Here is an 18,164-nt window from a genome sequence, read left to right as displayed (position 1 = left end):
GGGGGCGGGGGCCCCGTGGGCTTTCCGGGGCGTCTTGGGGGCCGGGGGGGGGGGGGGGGGGGGGCCCCCCCGGGGGGCCCCCGCGCCGCGCCCCCCCCCAGCCACATCCGGGCCCGCACCCGCCCACGGACCCCCGGCATGATGGCGATATGCGCGCTGCCCGCCTCATCAAGATGGTCCTGCTGCTCCAGTCACGGCCCACCATGACCGCCGCCGAACTCGCGCGGGAGCTGGAGGTGTCGGAGCGGACCGTCACCCGGGACGCGCAGGCGCTGTCGGAGGCGGGGGTGCCGGTGTACGCGGACCGGGGGCGGGCGGGCGGCTACCGCCTGATCGGCGGGTACCGGACCCGGCTGACCGGACTGGCCCGGTCGGAGGCCGAGGCGTTGTTCCTGTCCGGGGTGCCGGGCGCGCTGCGCGAGATGGGGCTGGAGGACGCGGCCTCCGCCGCCCGGCTGAAGGTCTCGGCGGCCCTGCTGCCGTCGCTGCGGGACGCCTCCCGCACCGCGGCCCAGCGCTTCCACCTGGACGCCCCGAACTGGTTCACCGAGCCGAAGGCGCCCGCGCTGCTGCCCGCCGTGGCGGAGGCGGTGTGGGACGACCGGAGGATCACCGCGCGCTACCGCGGCCGGGACGCCGTGGTCGAGCGGACGCTGGAGCCGTACGGGCTCGTACTCAAGGCCGGGGTCTGGTACCTGTGCGCGGGGGTCGCGGAGCAGGGGACGTACCGGGTGTACCGCATCGACCGCTTCACGGCCGTCGACAGCGACGGGGAGCGATTCGAGCGCGACGAGGAGTTCGACCTGCCGGCCTTCTGGGACGAGCGGGCGGAGCAGTTCGCGCGGTCGATCCTGCGAGCCGAGGTCGTCGTCCGGCTGTCCGAGGCCGGGGCGCGCATCCTGCCGTACGTCGTCGACCCCGCGGCCGCGGGGGAGGCCTTGGCGGTGGCCGGTTCCCCCGGTACGGACGGCTGGGTCACGGTGACCCTGCCCGTGGAGTCCGAGGAGGTCGCCCACTCCCAGCTCGCGGGGCTGGGCCCGGAGGTGGAGGTGCTGGCGCCGCCGAGCCTGCGGGAGCGGTTCGCGAGCGACGCGGCGCGACTGGCCTCTCTGTACGGGACATAACAATCCGCCGCACTCCACGTGCGCCCCACCCGCCCAGGGCCGATGCTTGTCCCGTGATGGACGAGACGGAGTTCTGGGAGCTGGTGGACGCCACCCGCGAGGCCGCCGAGGGCGACCCCGAGGAGCAGGCCGACCTGCTCGTGGACCGGCTGCTCCAGCTGGAGCCGGACCTGGTCCTCGACTTCGCCCGTCACTTCGAGGCCCGCTACAACCGCGCCTACACCTGGGACCTGTGGGGCGCGGCCTGGGTGCTGCTCGACGGCGCCAGCGACGACGCGTTCGACTTCTTCCGCTGCTGGCTCATCGGTCAGGGGCGGGAGGTGTACGAGGGCGCGGTGCACCAGCCCGACGCGCTGGCCGACCTGCTGGACGACTTCGACGAGGAGATCGACGGGGACGGGGAGGAACTGGGGTACGCGGCGGACGAGGCCTACGAGCAGCTCACCGGGACCGTGGCGCCCGACCTCGGCATCGCGCCCGCCGCATCCGAACCGGAGGGCACGCCCATCGACTTCGAGAACGAACGGGTGCTGGCGCAGCGGTATCCGAAGCTGTGGGAGCGTTTCAGGGGCTGAGGCGCGACCACTTCAGAGACGGACGTGAGGGGGGCCATGGCCCGTATCCCGTACCCGGAGCGCGACGCCGACGCCGTCGCGCGACTTCCCGTGCCGCTCAACGCCTTCCGCATGCTCTCCCACGCCCCGCCGCTGACCGGCCCGGCGATCGACCTCGGTATGGCCGTGCTCGGCGAGTCCACGCTGTCCGCCCGGCTGCGGGAGCTGGTGATCCTTGCGGTGGCGGCGGGCACGGAGTGCGAGTACGAGGCGGTCCAACACGGCCCGGTCGCCCTCCACTTCGGCGTGACGCCCGAACAGCTCGCGGCGATCGCCGAACGGCGGCCGGACGGCCCGGAGTTCGACGCGGCGGAGTCGGCGGCGCTCGGCGCGGCCTTCGAGCTGGTGTCCCGGCACACCCTGACCGAGGAGACCCTGACGGCACTGCGGGCGGCCTTCACCGACCGGCAGGTCGTCGAACTGGTCACCACGGTCGGCTACTACGTCATGCTCGCCGGCCTCATGAACGGCCTCGCGGTGGACATCGACCCGTCCGGCGAACGGTTCCTGGGCCTGTCGGGCGGCGAGGACGGGTAGTCCGTCAGGCGCGCGGCGACGGGTCGTGTCCGAGGGGATGCAGGCCCTCGTTTTCCCCACCTCCGGTCAGTGCGTGTGCGTGACGATAAGGAGGCCACCTCGGGGGGACCGGTGAGGCGGCTGCGAGAAACCTGTGAGCCGCGTCGCCCGCGATGTGTGCTGTGCCACCCGGTGGAACCATCGTCCTGGTCCGCGACGTTTTTCCGGGTGGAGGGAGGCAGGGGGAGACACGCACCCGCGCGGCTGATCATCGGGCCGGTCCCGCGCGTACTTAGGGGTCTGAGAGAAAGGCGGCTCTGTGGACCTGCTCGACATCCTGCTGATGCTGGTGGTGCTGGCCTACGCGGCATCCGGCTACCGGCGCGGACTGGTGGCCGGCTGCGTCTCGCTCGCCGGGTTCGTGGGCGGTGCCGTCGTCGGCGTGTGGGTGCTGCCCTGGGTGATGGACCTGGTGACGGCGGGGACGACCCAGGCGACGGTGGCCGCGGTGCTGACCGTGCTGATCCCGGCGGTGGTGGGACACGAGCTGGCGGGCCGGCTCGCGCTGCGGCTGCGGCGGGAGCTGGACCACGGGCCGCTGCGGGTGGCCGACGGGATCGGCGGGGCCGCCGCCAACTCGGTCGCCGTGCTGATCGTGGCCTGGGTGGCCGCCAGTGTCCTCGGCGCGTCCTCCTCGCCGCTGGTGACCACCGCGATCCGGGACTCGGCGCTGCTGCGCTCCGTGCAGAACCTCATGCCCGACACCACACCCACCTGGTTCTCGCGGGCCACCTCCGCGCTGACGCAGGCGGGTTTCCCGCAGGTCTTCAACCCCTTCGAGAACGAGTCGACGGCCGAGGTCGCCAAGCCCACCGGCGACAGCGTCACCGCCAGCGCCACCAACGCGGCCAAGCTCAGCACCGTCAAGATCGAGGGCGTCTCCGGCAACCAGGGGCGTGAGGGCAGCGGGTTCGTGTACGCGAGCGAGCACGTGATGACCAACGCGCACGTGGTGGCCGGCATCAACGACCCGAGCGTCCGCATCGGCGGGGTCGGACGGTCGTACCAGGCACGGGTGGTGCTCTTCGATCCGAACAAGGACGTGGCGGTGCTGTACGTGCCGGGGCTGAGGGCGCCGATCCTCCAGTTCGACGAGAGTGCCAAGCGCGGCGACTCCGCGGTGGTGGCCGGCTATCCGCAGGACGGCGACCTCAACCTGCAGGCGGCGACGGTGGCCAACCGGGTCGACGCCACCGGGCAGAACATCTACAGCGACCGCATGGTGACCCGGGAGATCTACTCGATCCGCTCGACCGTCCGCCCCGGCAACTCCGGCGGCCCGCTGCTGACCACGGGCGGCCGGGTATACGGCGTCGTCTTCGCCCGCTCCACCTCCGACAACGAGACGGGCTACGTGCTGACGGCGGCCGAGGTCTCCGCCGACGCGGGCCGCGCGGCGGGCGCGACGGCGGCGGTGGACACCGGCAACCTGGTCAGCTCCTGACGGTCACAGGGCACGTCCCATGAGGACGTCGTCAACGTACTCACCGTCCAGCAGGAACTCGCCGGGCAGCACGCCCTCCACCGCGAACCCCTCGGCCTCGTAGAGCTTGCGGGCCGGGGTGTTGTGCCCGAGCACGCGCAGGGTCAGCCGCCGCGCGCCCTGCCGGCGGGCCTCCTCGCCCGCCGCCCGCAGCAGCGCCCGCGCCAGCCCGGTTCCCCGCGCCTCCTCGGCGACGGCGAGTCCCTGGATCTGCCGGACGTGGGCGCTGCAGGCGAGCGGTGACCGAGCGAGCCGGACATAGCCGACGACGGCACCGTCGAGCTCGGCGACGACATGGTCCCGGGGCCCGAACCGCTCGTTGTAGAAGGGCTCGTACGGCGGTTGCGGACGCGGCTGCACCGAGTGCAGCGTCGACCAGGTGACCCGGTCGAGGCGGCCCAGCGCGTCCTCGTCGTCCGGGGTGGCACGGCGTATGTGCGGTACAGGCATGACGGCCACCCTACGACCCGCCCGGGAGGAACCGCGTCCGCCCGGCGAGCAGAATGAGCCGCATGGAACATGCGCGAATCGCGGTGGCCGGTGCGTCCGGGCTGATCGGCGGCGCCCTGGTGCGGTCCCTGACCGCCGACGGGCACCAGGTGGTACGGCTGGTGCGCCGGGCGGCCCGGGGCGGGGACGAGGTCTGCTGGGATCCCGAGGGGCGGTACGTGGACACGGCGGGGCTCGCCGGCTGCGACGCCGTGGTCAACCTGGCGGGCGCCGGCGTGGGCGACCGGCGCTGGACCGAGGCCTACAAGGCGCGGATCCGGGCCGGCCGGGTGCTGGGCACCGCCGCGCTGGCCGAGGCGATCGCCTCCCTCGACGACCGGCCGAGGGTGCTGGTCAACGGCAGCGCGATCGGGTACTACGGCGAGACCGGGGACCGCGTGGTCGACGAGAGCGCGCCGGCCGGGAGCGGGTTCCTGCCGGAGCTGTGCGTGGAGTGGGAAGGGGCCACGGCACCGGCCCGGGAGGCGGGCGTACGGACCGCGTTCGTGCGGACGGGACTTGTGGTGTCGCGCGCGGGCGGCGCCTGGGGGCGGCTGTTCCCCCTGTTCCAGGCCGGACTCGGCGGACGCTTGGGAGACGGCCGCCAGTACTGGTCGTACGTCTCGCTGCACGACGAGGTGGCCGCGATCCGGCATCTCCTCGACACCGACGGGCTGTCCGGGCCGTTCAACGTGACCGCCCCGACCCCGCTGACGAACCGTGAGATCACCGCCGCCATGGGCCGTGTGCTGCACCGGCCGACCCTCCTCAGCGTGCCGGCGCCGGTGCTGCGGACGGTGCTCGGTGAGATGGCCGGTGATGTGCTGGGCAGCGCCCGGGTGGTGCCCACGCGACTGCTGGAGTCGGGGTTCACCTTCGCGTTCCCGGACATCGAGGGGGCGATCCGGGCCGCGTGAGGACAGGTGTGACGGCGGCCGGTTGAACACCTTCGACCGTATGCGACCGCCGTGCGACCGTGCCCTGCCCATGCGCGACTTCCACTGACCGTTCACCGCCCTAACCTCGACCCGAACTCGGGTATTCCCGGAGCCAGTTGGGGGCATCACGTCTCCACCGGCCGCGCAACCTCGAGGAGGGGCACGTGCTTGAGCCCGCGTACCAGGCGGACGTCGTGATCGTGGGAGCCGGGGTCGCCGGCCTCTCGGCGGCGCATCGGCTGACCAGCGCAGGAGTGAGGACCGCGGTCCTGGAGGCCGCACCCTGGGTCGGGGGCCGCATGTCGACCGAGAAGGTCGACGGTTTCCGGCTCGACCGCATCGGCCAGCTGCTGTCCACGGCGTACCCCGAACTACGCCTGGCGCCGGGCCTGGACGCCCTCGTCCTGCGCTGCTTCGCCCCGGGCGTCCTGCTCCACAGCGACGGCCGCCACCATCGCGCCGGCGCCGTGCCGAGCGCAGGGGGCGCACGGGGCGCACTGCACGCGGTACGCGCGCTGACGAGTGCGCCGAGGGGCACCACCCCGCCCTGGGTGCCGTCGCTCGTCGACCAGGCGCGACTGGGCACGGCACTGGCCCGCCTGGCGGCGATGCCCGTCGACCAACTACTGGCTCGCCCCGAGTCGCCCGCGGCCCAGGCCCTCACCGCCCGTGGCGTACCGGCCCGCACGATCGACGGGTTCCTGCGGCCGCTGCTCGCCGCGCTGCTGTGCGACCCGGAGCTGACGACGTCCAGCCGGTGCGCCGATCTCGCGCTGCGAGCCTTCGCGGCCGGGCGGCTGTGCGTGCCGGAGGGCGGCGCCGAGACCCTGCCGGAACTGCTCGCTCGGACGCTGCCGCCGGGCACGGTGCACACCGGCGTCCGGGTCACCTCCGTGTCCACCAACGTGGTCACCACCGCCGAGCACGGCGAGATCCGCTGCCGGGCGGTCCTGCTGGCGACCGACGCCCGCGCGGCGGCCGACCTGCTGCCGGGCCTGCGCGTCCCGGACTTCCACCGCCTGACGGTCGTCCACCACACCATGGACGAGCCGCCGGCGACGGGTGCGTCCCTCCTCCTCGACGCCGACCGGGGCGGCCCGGTCGCCCACACGGCCGTCGTCAGCGCGGTCGACCCGAGCCGGGCACCGGCGGGCCGGGCCCTGGTCACCTCCACGGTCCTGGGCCCGCCCCCGCCCGACCTGGACACCGCCGTACGCACCCACCTCGCCCGCCTGTACGGCACCTCGACCCGCCGCTGGGAGACGCTCGCCGTCCACCACACCCCCGAGGCGGTCCCCGCCATGCGCCCCCCACACGACCTACGCCGCCCGGTCCGCCTCCTGGCCGGCCTCTACGTCTGCGGCGACCACCGAGACACGAGCACGGTCCAGGGCGCCCTCCATTCAGCCCACCGGGCAACCACAGCCGTCCTCACGGACCTAGGAGCATCAGCCTCAATGCACCAGGCCGACCCTCTCCCAACAACGCAGGCCGCGTAGATGCCGTCTAGGGGCGCGGGGCTGTATCGATATGCGGCTCCGCCGCGTGGGCGCGACCCCTACCCCAGCGCAGCGACCTTGTCGCGATAACCCCGAACCGGCGCAGCGTCCTTGTACGGCTCGAGCCGTCGCTCGAAATCCCGGACATACTCCACCGCCCGCACCGACCGCATCTCCGCAGCCGCCCCCGCCGCCTCGGCCCCCAGCGCACACGCCTGGTCCAGCTCGCCGAGGCCGAGCCGGGCGGAGGCGAGGACGACCCGGCAGAAGAGCCGACTGCGGGCGTACGCCGGCGCACGCAGCTGCAGGGACCGCTCGGCGTGCTGCGCCGCCGCCCGGAACTGCTGCAGATCCCGGTGCGCGTGCCCGAACTCGTCCGCGAGCTGCGCCTCGTCGAAGAACCGCGCCCAGTAGGGCACCTCGTCACCGGTACGGGCCGCCTCCAGCGCCCGCTCGGCCCGCACCAGCGACGCCGTGCAGTTGCGCACCTCGCCCAGCACCCCGTGCCCCCGCGCCTCCACGGCGTGCAGCAGCGCCTGGACGACGGGGGGCGCGTTCGTGCCCACGCCCTGCTGCGCCACCCGCGCGAGCTGCACGGCCTCCCGCCCATGGCCCAGGTACACGGCCTGACGGCTCATGGTGACCAGCACGTACGCGCCGTAGGCCCGGTCCCCCGCGGCCTGCGAGAGCCGCAGCGACTGCACGAAGTAGCGCTGCGCCAGCCCGTGCGCCGCGATGTCGTACGACGTCCAGCCCGCGAGCCTGGTCAGGTCGGCCGCGGCGGCGAACAGCCTGCGGCCGGTCTGCTCGCCGTACGTGCCGCGCAGCATCGGTTCGCACTCGTGCTCCAGATAGCGGACGAGGGCCTGCCGGGCGTGTCCGCCGCCGTACATGTCGTCGAGCGTGCGGAACAGCTCGCCCACCGAGCGCAGCGCCGCGATGTCGCCGCCGGTGACCCTCTGGCCGGGTCCGCGGTCGCCCTGGCCGCGCTGGCGCGGGACGGCCGGGCGGCCCGGGGCGGGGACGCGGACGAGTTGTTCGCCACGGGCCACCCGGTCGTCGGCGCGTCCGATCAGCCAGTCCCGGCTGGGCACCACGAGCCCGGCCGGCGTGAAGGCGATCTTGCGCAGTTCGGCGTGCGAGCCGGAGTCCTTGCGCCACAGCCCGCTGACGATGTCCACGGCCTCCTCGGGCGTGGCGGCGAACTCGAGCCCGGCGTACACCGGCGCGCACGCGTCGAGCCCGAGGTCCTGCGCCGTGAGCCTGCGCCCCAGCCGCCGGGTGAACACCTCGGCGATCAGGGCGGGGGTGGTGCCGCGCGGCTGCTGCCCGCGCAGCCAACGTGTCACCGACGTCTTGTCGTATCTCAGATCGAGGCCGTGTTCGAGACCGAGTTGGTCCACGCGCCGGGCGAGCCCCGCGTTGGAGAACCCCGCTTCTGCGATGAGCGCGGCGAGCTGTCGGTTGGGAGTGCGCTGCGCGGGTCGTTCCGTCATCTGCGGTGCGGTCTCCTGCCTTTCGGGCCTTCCTGGGGGCCGAGCCGGCCTCCGGGTGCCCGGATTGCCTGTGAGCAGCCCTTATGGCCTGGGTGAACGGCGCGAATGTAGCGGAGAGTGAGCAGACGGTCGCACACTTCCCCGTTCGTTCATCCGATCGTGTGAGGATTGGCCCCAGGGCTGACGCGAGACGGTCGGTCGTACAGTGGCGTAGGCGCGTTTCGTGCCTTACGACCTTCTAGGGAGGCGCTTGCCGTGAGTGAGCTGCGGTTCGTCCGCATGGGATTCGGTGCCGAGGCCGTGGACTACCAGGTGGCCTGGGACGAGCAGCGCCGGGTGCACGCGGCCCGCTTCGCGGACGAGGTCCCCGACACCGTGCTGCTCCTGGAGCACCCGCCGGTCTACACGGCGGGCCGGCGCACGGCGGACAACGAGCGCCCCCTCGACGGCACCCCGGTCATCGACGTGGACCGCGGCGGCAAGATCACCTGGCACGGCCCGGGCCAGCTGGTCGGCTACCCCATCCAGAAGCTGCCGCGTCCGGTGGACGTCGTCGCGCACGTACGGCGGCTGGAGGAGGCGCTGATCCGCACCTGCGCGGAGTTCGGTCTGGAGACGACCCGGGTCGAGGGCCGCAGCGGGGTGTGGGTGCTGGGCGACCCGGTCGGGCAGCGGCCTGCCCTCGGCGGGCTCTCCCTCGACTTCGACCCCCGTCTGCAGGACGAGGAGTTCGACCCGCGCATGAACGGCCCCGAGTACGCCCCCTCCAACGCCGGCCAGCGCCGCGAGGACCGCAAGATCGCCGCGATCGGCATCCGCGTGGCCAAGGGCGTCACCATGCACGGCTTCTCGTTCAACGTGAACCCGGACAACACCTGGTTCGACCGCATCATCCCGTGCGGCATCCGCGACGCCGGCGTCGCCTCGCTGGCGAACGAACTGGGCCGCGACGTGACGATCGAGGAGGTCCTGCCGGTGGTGGAACGGCATGTGAAGGACGTCCTGGAGAACGCGGAACTGAAGCCGAGGCTGATCGAGAAGTCGACGGCACCCCTCAGCCCGTCGGGCGTTTGAGGACGAGGCCGTCAGGCCGAAGCGGGGACCTGGGGCGGCAGCCCCAGCGGCCAGCACCCACACCCGGCATTCAAATCAACGGGCGTACCCTGAAGGTCGCCGAAGAATCAATCGCTAGGGAGCCCATCGTGTCCGCAGTCGCACCCGACGGACGCAAGATGCTGCGCCTGGAGGTCCGCAACAGCCAGACCCCCATCGAGCGCAAGCCCGAGTGGATCAAGACCCGGGCGAAAATGGGCCCCGAATACACCAAGATGCAGAACCTCGTGAAGAGCGAGGGCCTGCACACGGTCTGCCAGGAAGCCGGCTGCCCGAACATCTACGAGTGCTGGGAGGACCGGGAGGCGACCTTCCTCATCGGCGGCGACCAGTGCACCCGGCGCTGCGACTTCTGCCAGATCGACACCGGCAAGCCCGAGGCGCTCGACCGTGACGAGCCTCGCCGCGTCGGCGAGTCCGTGGTCACCATGGACCTGAACTACGCCACCATCACCGGCGTCGCCCGCGACGACCTGGCGGACGGCGGCGCCTGGCTGTACGCGGAGACGGTCCGCCAGATCCACGCGCAGACCGCCGGACGCCCGGACGGCCGTACGAAGGTCGAGCTGCTCGCGCCCGACTTCAACGCGGTCCCCGAGCAGCTCGAAGAGGTCTTCTCCTCTCGCCCCGAGGTCTTCGCGCACAACGTCGAGACCGTCCCGCGGATCTTCAAGCGCATCCGCCCCGGCTTCCGCTACGAGCGTTCACTCAAGGTCATCACCGAGGCCCGCGACTACGGCCTGGTCACCAAGTCGAACCTGATCCTCGGCATGGGCGAGACCCGCGAGGAGGTCAGCGACGCGCTGCGGCAGCTGCACGAGGCGGGCTGCGAGCTGGTCACCATCACGCAGTACCTGCGCCCGTCGGTGCGCCACCACCCCGTGGAGCGCTGGGTCAAGCCGCAGGAGTTCGTGGAACTGAAGGAGGAGGCCGAGCAGATCGGCTTCTCCGGTGTGATGTCCGGTCCGCTCGTCCGGTCCTCGTACCGGGCCGGCCGGCTCTACCAGATGGCCGTGGAGAAGCGGGGGAACTACGTGGCCTCGCAGGCCGTCTGAGACCCGCCGATGGCACGGAGTGCCACCAACGGCGTGTGAATCTGCGCACAAGAAACTACCGCTCGGTAGTGTCCGATTGACGCGGTTCCGAGCGTCCCCGCAGTTGAGGGCGCCCTCGGGGCCGCGTCAAGGCTTTTGGGCTGCGTATCAAGGTTTCATTGGCGTTTGACCGGTCGGTCACGCCCTGGTAACACCAATCAGTGACCCTGGTTGTACACCCCGTGCACCACTCACCAGAGCAGCCCGTCTCGAGGGGGGACCTCCATCATGCAGGCCGCGCCGGTTCGCGCCACCGCCATCCCGTCGTTCACCGATGCACTCCGTGCCGTCGAGTCGCTGCTCATGAGCAGCGGCCAGCGCACCGCCCGCCGCAACGCCTGGACCTCCGTCCTCGAGGACCGCCGTCGCGCCAAGGACCGGGTCGAGGCGCAGCGCGTCCTCGAAGAGGTCACGGTCATCCGCCCCTGATCCCCCGGATCCCTCCCCCACTCGCCTCCCCGGCACTGCCGTCGTCGGCACTTGTGGGGCCACGTAGACTTCGTGGCATGGCGAGGAAGGACAACGCGGCGGACGCCGCGAACCCCGGGCGACTGAAGCAGATCGCCCTGACGTACAAGATGACCCGCAGGGCCGACACGAAGATCGGTCTTGTACTCGCGGCTGTCGGCATCGGAATCCTCGGTGTTTTCCTCGCGATCGGCTTCTTGATCGGTCACCCCGTGTATCTCGGGATCCTGGGCCTGCTGCTCGCCTTCCTCGGGACGGCGATCGTCTTCGGGCGCCGGGCCGAACGGGCGGCCTTCGGGCAGATGGAGGGCCAGCCGGGCGCGGCCGCGGCCGTGCTCGACAACATCGGCCGGGGCTGGACCACCACTCCGGCGGTGGCGATGAACCGCAGCCAGGACGTGGTGCACCGGGCGGTCGGCAAGGCCGGCATCGTCCTGGTCGCCGAGGGCAACCCGAACCGGGTCAAGACCCTGCTGGCCGCCGAGAAGAAGAAGATGAACCGCGTCGTCGCGGACGTCCCGGTGCACGACATCATCGTCGGCACGGGCGAGGGCCAGGTCGCGCTGAAGAAGGTGCGCACCACCATGCTGAAGCTGCCGCGCGTGCTGACCGGCCCCCAGGTAACGGCCACCAACGACCGGCTGCGCGCGATGGGCGACCTGATGAGCAACATGCCGCTGCCCAAGGGGCCGATGCCCAAGGGCATGAAGCTGCCGAAGGGCGGGCCGAAGGCCCGCTAGTCCCCCGTACGAGAAAGGGGCCGCCCGGAACGCATCCGGGCGGCCCCTTCGTCGTACGGGTTCGTCGTACGGGGTCTCAGAACCGCACCTCGACCGTGCCGGCCAGGCGGTCGTGCAGGCCCCTGCCGTCGCGGTCCCAGATCAGGGCCGGGAGGGCGACGCAGAGCAGGGCCGTGCGCAGGACGACCCGGAGGAGGGCGGGCCGGCCCGTGCCGAGTTCGACCACGCGGAGCCGGAAGAGGCGCTTGCCCGGGGTGAAGCCGATCGTGCCGACGGTGAGGACGCCGAGCATGAAGAAGACGAGCAGGGCCCAGTTGCCGGTCGCCTGCGGCTGGTAGCCGTGAGTGATCAGACCGTATGCGATCAAGAGACACAGACCCCAGTCGACGGCCAGGGCGCCGAACCGGCGGCCCGGCCGGGCGATCGAGCCCGGTCCCTCCTCGGGCAGGCCGAGCCGCTGCCCCCGGTATCCGAAGTCGACACCGGCGTCCTCGGCGGCCGCGCGCGGCCCGGAGAGCCATGACCCCACTGCTTCCCTCTTGTCCACGCGTCCACGGTACTGCCACCGTTTCGGGATACGGACAGGTGGGGTCAACCGGACGGCCTCCGGTTAACTTGTGCGAAACAAATGGGTCACGCCCGAGAAATCACCCGTCCCTAGTGTCGGGGTCAGCGTGTGCCACCGCACTGGCCGCACGAACGAACTACCACCCCGGCAAGGCGGTCGGGAGTAGGAGGAGCTGGATGTTCCAGAACGCCGACGAGGCCAAGAAGTTCATCGCGGACGAGGACGTCAAGTTCGTCGACGTCCGCTTCTGCGACCTGCCGGGCGTCATGCAGCACTTCACGGTGCCCGTCGAGGCGTTCGACCCGGACGAGGAGCTCGCCTTCGACGGATCCTCGATCCGTGGTTTCCAGGCGATCCACGAGTCCGACATGGCGCTGCGCGCGGACCTGTCGACGGCCCGGGTCGACCCCTTCCGCCGTGACAAGACGCTCAACATCAACTTCTTCATCCACGACCCGATCACGGGCGAGCAGTACTCCCGTGACCCGCGCAACGTGGCGAAGAAGGCCGAGGCGTACCTCGCGTCGACCGGTATCGCGGACACCGCGTACTTCGGTCCCGAGGCCGAGTTCTACGTCTTCGACAGCGTCCGTTTCGCCACCTCGGCGAACGAGAGCTTCTACCACATCGACTCCGAGGCCGGCGCCTGGAACACCGGCGCCCTCGAGGACAACCGTGGTTACAAGGTCCGCTACAAGGGCGGCTACTTCCCGGTCCCGCCGGTCGACCACTTCGCCGACCTGCGCGCCGAGATCTCCCTGGAGCTGGAGCGGTCCGGCCTGAAGGTCGAGCGTCAGCACCACGAGGTGGGCACCGCCGGCCAGGCCGAGATCAACTACAAGTTCAACACGCTGCTCGCCGCGGCCGACGACCTCCAGCTCTTCAAGTACATCGTGAAGAACGTGGCCTGGCGCAACGGCAAGACCGCGACCTTCATGCCGAAGCCGATCTTCGGCGACAACGGCTCGGGCATGCACGTGCACCAGTCGCTGTGGGCCAACGGCGACCCGCTGTTCTACGACGAGGCCGGCTACGCGGGCCTGTCGGACACCGCCCGCTACTACATCGGCGGCATCCTCAAGCACGCCCCGTCGCTGCTGGCCTTCACCAACCCGACGGTGAACTCGTACCACCGTCTGGTGCCGGGCTTCGAGGCGCCGATCAACCTGGTGTACTCGCAGCGCAACCGCTCCGCGGCCATGCGTATCCCGATCACGGGCTCCAACCCGAAGGCCAAGCGCGTCGAGTTCCGCGCGCCCGACTCCTCCGGCAACCCGTACCTGGCCTTCTCGGCCCTGCTGCTGGCGGGCCTGGACGGTATCAAGAACAAGATCGAGCCGGCCGAGCCGATCGACAAGGACCTGTACGAGCTGGCTCCCGAGGAGCACGCGAACGTCGCCCAGGTCCCGACCTCGCTCCCGGCCGTCCTCGACTCCCTCGAGCGCGACCACGAGTTCCTGCTCGCCGGTGACGTCTTCACGTCCGACCTGATCGAGACGTGGATCGACTTCAAGCGCGCGAACGAGATCGCCCCGCTGCAGCTGCGTCCGCACCCGCACGAGTTCGAGCTGTACTTCGACGTGTGATCGACGCCCCCGCGGTGCTGCGGCGCCCCCGTTCCGGTTTCCCGGGACGGGGGCGCCGTCGTATGGTTTCCTGCACAGCTGTTCGACAGGGGTCGGCAGGGGGACGGGGAGACACGGGGATGTTCCAACAGGACGATGACGAGCGGGAGTTCGACATCAAGTGGGCGGACCAGGCCGAGCACAAGGAGCCCTCGGCGCGGGCCCGGATGCTGGCCGCGCGGTGGCGGGAGAACCCGCCCGAGCCGCAGCCCTTCCGCGCCGACACTGACCCGGTGACGCCGCGCAGGTCGTCCTGGGTGTCGACGGCCATCGTCTTCGGTGTCGTGGCCGCGATGATCGTTTTGCTGGGGTGGGTGCGTTTCCGGGCCCCCTACTAGGCCCTGTTAGGCCCCGCAGGACCGCTCCCAGGCCCTTCACAGGGACCTTTTGCAGCACCTAGGGCCGTTCGGGACCACTTCATGGGAGTGGCGGGGTGCACACTGGCATTGGGACGAGTGCCTGACTGCGGGGTGATGCACAATGCAGAGCCGTTTCCGGAGCGACCGGCGGCTGACCGTGCGGATGACGGTCACCATGTTCCTGCTCGGGCTGCTGTACGTGGCGTTCGTCGCCGCGCTGATCGTGTTGCTGAAGTCGTGGCTGCTGGTCGTGGTGCTGATCGCGGCCATGTTCGTCGCACAGTTCTGGTTCTCCGACCGGATCGCGATGTTCGCCATGCGCGGCCGGGTCGTGGAGCGCGAGGAGTATCCCGAGCTGCACGCGGTGATCGACCGGCTGTGCGCGATCGCCGACATGCCGAAGCCGGTCGTCGCCGTGTCCGATATGGACATGCCCAACGCGTTCGCCACGGGACGCAACGCCGACCATGCCGTGGTCTGCGTGACGACCGGGCTGCTGCGGCGCCTGGAGCCCGCTGAGCTGGAGGGCGTGCTCGCGCACGAGCTGTCGCATGTCGCGCACAAGGACGTCGCGGTGATCACGATCGCGTCCTTCCTCGGCGTGATCGCCGGTCTGATCGTGCGGTTCGCGTTCTACTCCCAGCTGTTCGGCGGCGGACGCCGGGACCAGAACACCGCGGCCGTCTTCGCGGCCGTGATGGGGGTGTCGGCGGCCGTGTACGCGATCAGCTTCCTGCTGATCAGGGCCCTGTCCCGGTACCGGGAGCTGGCTGCGGACCGGGCGGCGGCGCTGCTCACCGGGCGGCCCTCGGTGCTGGCGTCGGCGCTGACGAAGGTCTCGGGCGACATCGCCCGGATCCCGACCAAGGACCTGCGGACCGCGCAGGCCTTCAACGCCTTCTACTTCACGCCGGCGACCGGCAAGGAGCCCGGCATCGAGCGGTTCTTCTCCACCCACCCGAGCCTCGAGCAGCGGCTCGACCAGCTGGGCCGGATCTCGGCCGAGCTGGGTGAGGCGCCCACCCCCGGAAAGGCGTGATGCATGGGGCTGCTGGACATCCTGCTGGGCCGTACCAAGCCGGCCCTGCCCGACCTCGACCAGCTCTTCGCGCTGCCGTCGGCGGCCGTGACCCTCGAGGCCGCGGCCGGTTTCACGCCGACCGGCACCGGCGCGGTGTGTTTCGCCACGGTCGAGGGCGCTGCCTTCGAGCAGACGCACCGGGAGGTCCAGGCCCTGCTGGACGCGGACGCCGACCGGGACGGGCCGCCGGTGGAGCTGACCCAGGACGAGTTCGGCTACTCCTGGCTCCTCTCGCGCCGCTCCCCCGAGCAGCTGTCGGAGCTGGTCAACGATCTGCACGCGGTGAACAGCTCGATGGAGGTCAACGGCTTCGGGCCGCAACTGCTGTGTTCCCTTGCCACCTTCCAGGGCGAGGGCGGCAAGCGGCTGGCGCTGGTGTACCTCTACAAGCGGGGCACCTTCTATCCGTTCGCGCCGCTGCCCGGGTCCGGACAGCGGCGCGACAACGCACTGGAACTGCAGGTGAAGGCGGCCCTCGGCGGTGACCTGAAGATGGAGCAGGACCTGAGCCGCTGGTTCCCGGTGTGGGGCGCCCCCGGCCTGTAGGTCCGTCCGCGGGCCCCCCCGATCCCCTTACTTGCTGCGCTCCTGACGGCGCGCCTCCAGGGGGCGCTCGCGACGGTAGCGGCGCTCCCACCTCGCCTGCTGGTCGCGGCGCTTGCGGTAGGCCTGGTAGGTGGCGGGCGACGAGCCGGACGAGGCACCGCCGCTCGCGGACGAGGACGCGTTGCGCCCGTACTGCAGGTAGAGGAAGAAGACGCCGGCCGCGGCCAGCCACCAGACGTGGTTGCCGAATCCCAGGAGGACCAGGACGACAGTCCCGGCGATCAACATGGTGCCCATCACGGGCCTCCGTGAACGTGGGTCGTTGAGCGGTATGGACGGTCCGACGGGGCGCTGGGGGAAGGGCGCCCGTCCGACGGTGCGTAGAGAGTAGCCCTGAGACGGGGAGGTGATGCCTGCCCGGCGGCAAGCGGGGTGGGCGGCTCCGCAACGCTTGTCCAGCGTAGGGAGACGGTCACTCGGCGTGCACCTTGTTTTCCCGGCACCTAGAGTCGGCAGAAAGTGCCTGTATGCCGCATAAGGGGTGCATTGGATGAGTAACTCTTCGCACCAGGCCGTGAACAACACGGCGACGGGAGCGGCCGGGGGCGCGCTGTGGGGCGGGCTGATCGGGATGCTGTTCCTGGCCCCGCTGCTGGGGGCGGCGGTGGGCGCGGCGGCCGGCGCGGCGGGCGGCGCGCTCACCGACACCGGCATCGACGACGACTTCATGAAGAACCTCAGCCAGAACCTCCGCCCGGGCGCCGCGGCCCTCTTCGTCCTGGCCAAGCATGCCGCCCAGGACAAGGTGATCCCCCAACTGACGCCGTTCGGCGGCCAGTTGGTGCAGACCTCGCTCAGCAACGCGGAGGAGGAGCAACTGCGGGAGGCGATCCGCGCGGCGCAGCCCGGAGCGGGGACGACGGCGCCCTGATCACGCCCGCGCAGCACGCCCCCGCGCCGCCTCGGCCCTGCTCGCCGCTCCGTCTCCTGACGGGCGTTGTCAGTGGCGTCGGCCATGATGCGTACAGGGACGGCTGCGACGGGGTGGAGGGCCTATGGGTGACGCGGTGCGGTACGTCGGTGCGGACGAGCGGCGGGCGCGGCTGGCCGTGCGGCATCGGCTGGCGGCCGGGGCGAGGGCCGCCCGCCCGGAGGAGGTCGCCGACGCGCTGGTGGCGCTGCACGGCACGGATCCGGCGACCGTGTACCTCGCGGTGGGCGCACGGCTCGTGGATCCCGCGCGGACGGTGACGGAGACCGACCGGGCGCTGTACGAGGACCGTTCCCTGGTCCGGATGCACGGCATGCGCCACACCGTGTTCGTCTTCCCCACCGGTCTGACGGCGGTGGTGCACGCCTCGACGGGCCTCGCGGTCGCCGCCCGTGAGCGGGCCTCGCTGGTGAAGCACATGGCGTCGGCCGGGGCGCCGGACGCGGCCTGGCTGAAGGAGGTCGAGGAGTCGCTGCTGGCCGCCCTGGCCCGCCGCGGACAGGCGACGGCGACCGAACTGGCGACGGACGAGCCCCGGTTGCGGGAGCAGTTCGTCTACGCGCCCGGGAAGAGCTACGAGGGCGTGCACACGGTCTCCTCCCGGCTGCTGCGGGTGCTCGGCGTGGAGGGCAAGGTGGTCCGGGGCCGGCCGCTCGGCTCCTGGACGTCGAGCCAGTTCCGCTGGGCGGTGGCACCGGAGCATCCGGAACTCGACGTGGCCGAGGCGCAGGCCGCGCTGCTCGAACGCTGGCTGACCGCGTGCGGTCCGGCCACCGAGGCGGACCTGAAGTGGTGGACGGGGTGGAAGGTGACCGACGTCCGGCGCGCGCTGACGGCGATCGGCGCGCGGGCGGTGTCGCTGGACGAGGGCACGGGATACGTCGTCGCTGGCGACGTCGATCCCGTCGCCGGGCCGGAGGAGCCGTGGGCGGCGCTGCTGCCGGGGCTGGATCCGACGGCGATGGGGTGGCAGGCGCGCGACTGGTATCTGGCGCCGGACATACGGCCCGCGCTGTTCGACCGCAGCGGGAACGTGGGGCCGACGGTGTGGTGGGACGGGCGGGTGGTGGGCGGTTGGGCCCAGCGGCCGGACGGGGAGATCGTGTGGCGCCTGCTCGACGAGGAGGGCGTGGGCAGCGAGGCGGAGGCGGCGATCGCGGCGGAGGCCGAGCGGATGCGGGGGTGGGTGGGGACGAGCCGGGTGACACCACGCTTCCGGACTCCGCTGGAGAAGGAGTTGGCGGGCTAGGAAGTGCCGGGGGGCCCGGGGGGGGGGGGGGCCCCGGCCCCGGGGGCCCCCCCCCGGAACACACACCCCCCCCCCCCAAATGGACGCGGGGGGCCAACGCCGGCTCGCCCC

General features: G+C 71.7%; 20 protein-coding genes. 16 read left to right on the top strand and 4 right to left on the bottom strand.

The features are described 5' to 3' along the window. Positions 1-149 precede the first annotated feature (149 nt). The 4 genes from ACIRVK_RS18045 (at position 150) to ACIRVK_RS18030 (ending at position 3,758) form a co-directional block, all read left to right on the top strand. The gene (locus tag ACIRVK_RS18045; RefSeq protein WP_404248033.1) at positions 150-1,124 is read left to right on the top strand and encodes a helix-turn-helix transcriptional regulator; all 975 of its coding nucleotides are present in this window, start codon (positions 150-152) and stop codon (positions 1,122-1,124) included. A 56-nt stretch (positions 1,125-1,180) separates the two neighbouring features. Next, positions 1,181-1,699, top strand: coding sequence for a DUF4240 domain-containing protein (locus tag ACIRVK_RS18040; protein WP_404248353.1), 519 nt, complete (start codon positions 1,181-1,183; stop codon positions 1,697-1,699). A gap of 36 nt (positions 1,700-1,735) precedes the next feature. Next, positions 1,736-2,275 carry a carboxymuconolactone decarboxylase family protein gene (locus ACIRVK_RS18035; protein WP_404248031.1) on the top strand — a complete coding sequence of 180 codons (540 nt, stop codon included), beginning with the start codon at positions 1,736-1,738 and terminating at the stop codon, positions 2,273-2,275. Between the two features lie 298 nt (positions 2,276-2,573). Next, complete coding sequence (locus ACIRVK_RS18030) at positions 2,574-3,758, top strand: MarP family serine protease (protein ID WP_404248029.1); 1,185 nt, start codon at positions 2,574-2,576, stop codon at positions 3,756-3,758. A 3-nt stretch (positions 3,759-3,761) separates the two neighbouring features. Here the strand turns inward: ACIRVK_RS18030 and ACIRVK_RS18025 are convergent, their stop codons facing one another. Continuing rightward, on the bottom strand, positions 3,762-4,247 hold the full coding sequence (locus ACIRVK_RS18025; protein WP_404248027.1) for a GNAT family N-acetyltransferase: 486 nt from the start codon (positions 4,245-4,247) through the stop codon (positions 3,762-3,764). Positions 4,248-4,309: 62 nt separating this feature from the next. Here ACIRVK_RS18025 and ACIRVK_RS18020 point away from each other — a divergent pair, with 62 nt between their 5' ends. Beyond that, positions 4,310-5,203: a TIGR01777 family oxidoreductase gene (locus ACIRVK_RS18020; protein ID WP_404248026.1), complete on the top strand. Its 894-nt coding sequence runs from the start codon at positions 4,310-4,312 to the stop codon at positions 5,201-5,203. 185 nt (positions 5,204-5,388) lie between these two features. Then, on the top strand, positions 5,389-6,723 hold the full coding sequence (locus tag ACIRVK_RS18015) for an NAD(P)/FAD-dependent oxidoreductase (RefSeq protein ID WP_404248024.1): 1,335 nt from the start codon (positions 5,389-5,391) through the stop codon (positions 6,721-6,723). Positions 6,724-6,782: 59 nt separating this feature from the next. Here ACIRVK_RS18015 and ACIRVK_RS18010 read toward each other — a convergent pair whose 3' ends face one another. Next, positions 6,783-8,219 (bottom strand): regulator, encoded by a 1,437-nt coding sequence (locus ACIRVK_RS18010; protein ID WP_404248022.1) that lies wholly within the window; start codon positions 8,217-8,219, stop codon positions 6,783-6,785. A gap of 255 nt (positions 8,220-8,474) precedes the next feature. Here ACIRVK_RS18010 and lipB point away from each other — a divergent pair, with 255 nt between their 5' ends. The 4 genes from lipB to ACIRVK_RS17990 all read left to right on the top strand — a co-directional run bounded on the left by lipB (position 8,475) and on the right by ACIRVK_RS17990 (position 11,634). Continuing rightward, on the top strand, positions 8,475-9,293 hold the full coding sequence (lipB, locus tag ACIRVK_RS18005; protein WP_404248020.1) for a lipoyl(octanoyl) transferase LipB: 819 nt from the start codon (positions 8,475-8,477) through the stop codon (positions 9,291-9,293). A 128-nt stretch (positions 9,294-9,421) separates the two neighbouring features. Beyond that, positions 9,422-10,387, top strand: a complete 966-nt coding sequence (gene lipA, locus ACIRVK_RS18000) for a lipoyl synthase (RefSeq protein ID WP_404248018.1) — start codon at positions 9,422-9,424, stop codon at positions 10,385-10,387. A 267-nt stretch (positions 10,388-10,654) separates the two neighbouring features. Further along, on the top strand, positions 10,655-10,855 hold the full coding sequence (locus ACIRVK_RS17995) for a hypothetical protein (protein WP_404248017.1): 201 nt from the start codon (positions 10,655-10,657) through the stop codon (positions 10,853-10,855). A 77-nt stretch (positions 10,856-10,932) separates the two neighbouring features. Next, positions 10,933-11,634, top strand: coding sequence for a DUF4191 domain-containing protein (locus ACIRVK_RS17990; protein ID WP_404248015.1), 702 nt, complete (start codon positions 10,933-10,935; stop codon positions 11,632-11,634). Positions 11,635-11,710: 76 nt separating this feature from the next. On the opposite strand, the gene ACIRVK_RS17985 is transcribed toward ACIRVK_RS17990, so the two are convergent. Then, positions 11,711-12,181, bottom strand: a complete 471-nt coding sequence (locus ACIRVK_RS17985) for an RDD family protein (RefSeq protein ID WP_404248014.1) — start codon at positions 12,179-12,181, stop codon at positions 11,711-11,713. Between the two features lie 197 nt (positions 12,182-12,378). Between ACIRVK_RS17985 and glnA the strand changes: the two genes are divergently transcribed. The 4 genes from glnA (at position 12,379) to ACIRVK_RS17965 (ending at position 15,813) form a co-directional block, all read left to right on the top strand. Continuing rightward, a complete protein-coding gene (glnA, locus tag ACIRVK_RS17980; RefSeq protein WP_404248012.1) occupies positions 12,379-13,788 on the top strand; it encodes a type I glutamate--ammonia ligase in 1,410 nt (469 codons plus the stop codon). 119 nt (positions 13,789-13,907) lie between these two features. Continuing rightward, positions 13,908-14,165 (top strand): hypothetical protein, encoded by a 258-nt coding sequence (locus ACIRVK_RS17975; protein ID WP_404248010.1) that lies wholly within the window; start codon positions 13,908-13,910, stop codon positions 14,163-14,165. Between the two features lie 142 nt (positions 14,166-14,307). Then, positions 14,308-15,225: a zinc metalloprotease HtpX gene (gene htpX / locus ACIRVK_RS17970; RefSeq protein ID WP_404248008.1), complete on the top strand. Its 918-nt coding sequence runs from the start codon at positions 14,308-14,310 to the stop codon at positions 15,223-15,225. A gap of 3 nt (positions 15,226-15,228) precedes the next feature. Next, the gene (locus ACIRVK_RS17965; protein WP_404248006.1) at positions 15,229-15,813 is read left to right on the top strand and encodes a hypothetical protein; all 585 of its coding nucleotides are present in this window, start codon (positions 15,229-15,231) and stop codon (positions 15,811-15,813) included. 27 nt (positions 15,814-15,840) lie between these two features. On the opposite strand, the gene ACIRVK_RS17960 is transcribed toward ACIRVK_RS17965, so the two are convergent. Further along, a complete protein-coding gene (locus ACIRVK_RS17960) occupies positions 15,841-16,110 on the bottom strand; it encodes a hypothetical protein (protein ID WP_404248004.1) in 270 nt (89 codons plus the stop codon). Positions 16,111-16,363: 253 nt separating this feature from the next. Between ACIRVK_RS17960 and ACIRVK_RS17955 the strand changes: the two genes are divergently transcribed. Both ACIRVK_RS17955 and ACIRVK_RS17950 read left to right on the top strand, forming a co-directional pair. Continuing rightward, positions 16,364-16,744, top strand: a complete 381-nt coding sequence (locus tag ACIRVK_RS17955; protein WP_404248002.1) for a DUF1269 domain-containing protein — start codon at positions 16,364-16,366, stop codon at positions 16,742-16,744. 124 nt (positions 16,745-16,868) lie between these two features. Next, positions 16,869-18,053, top strand: coding sequence for a winged helix DNA-binding domain-containing protein (locus ACIRVK_RS17950; RefSeq protein ID WP_404248000.1), 1,185 nt, complete (start codon positions 16,869-16,871; stop codon positions 18,051-18,053). The last annotated feature ends 111 nt before the right edge of the window (positions 18,054-18,164 follow it).

The organism is Streptomyces sp. NPDC101152, assembly GCF_044768275.1.
Taxonomy (GTDB): Bacteria; Actinomycetota; Actinomycetes; order Streptomycetales; family Streptomycetaceae; genus Streptomyces.
Note: the sequence above shows the minus strand (reverse complement) of the source record. Positions and strands in the feature narration are given on the sequence as shown.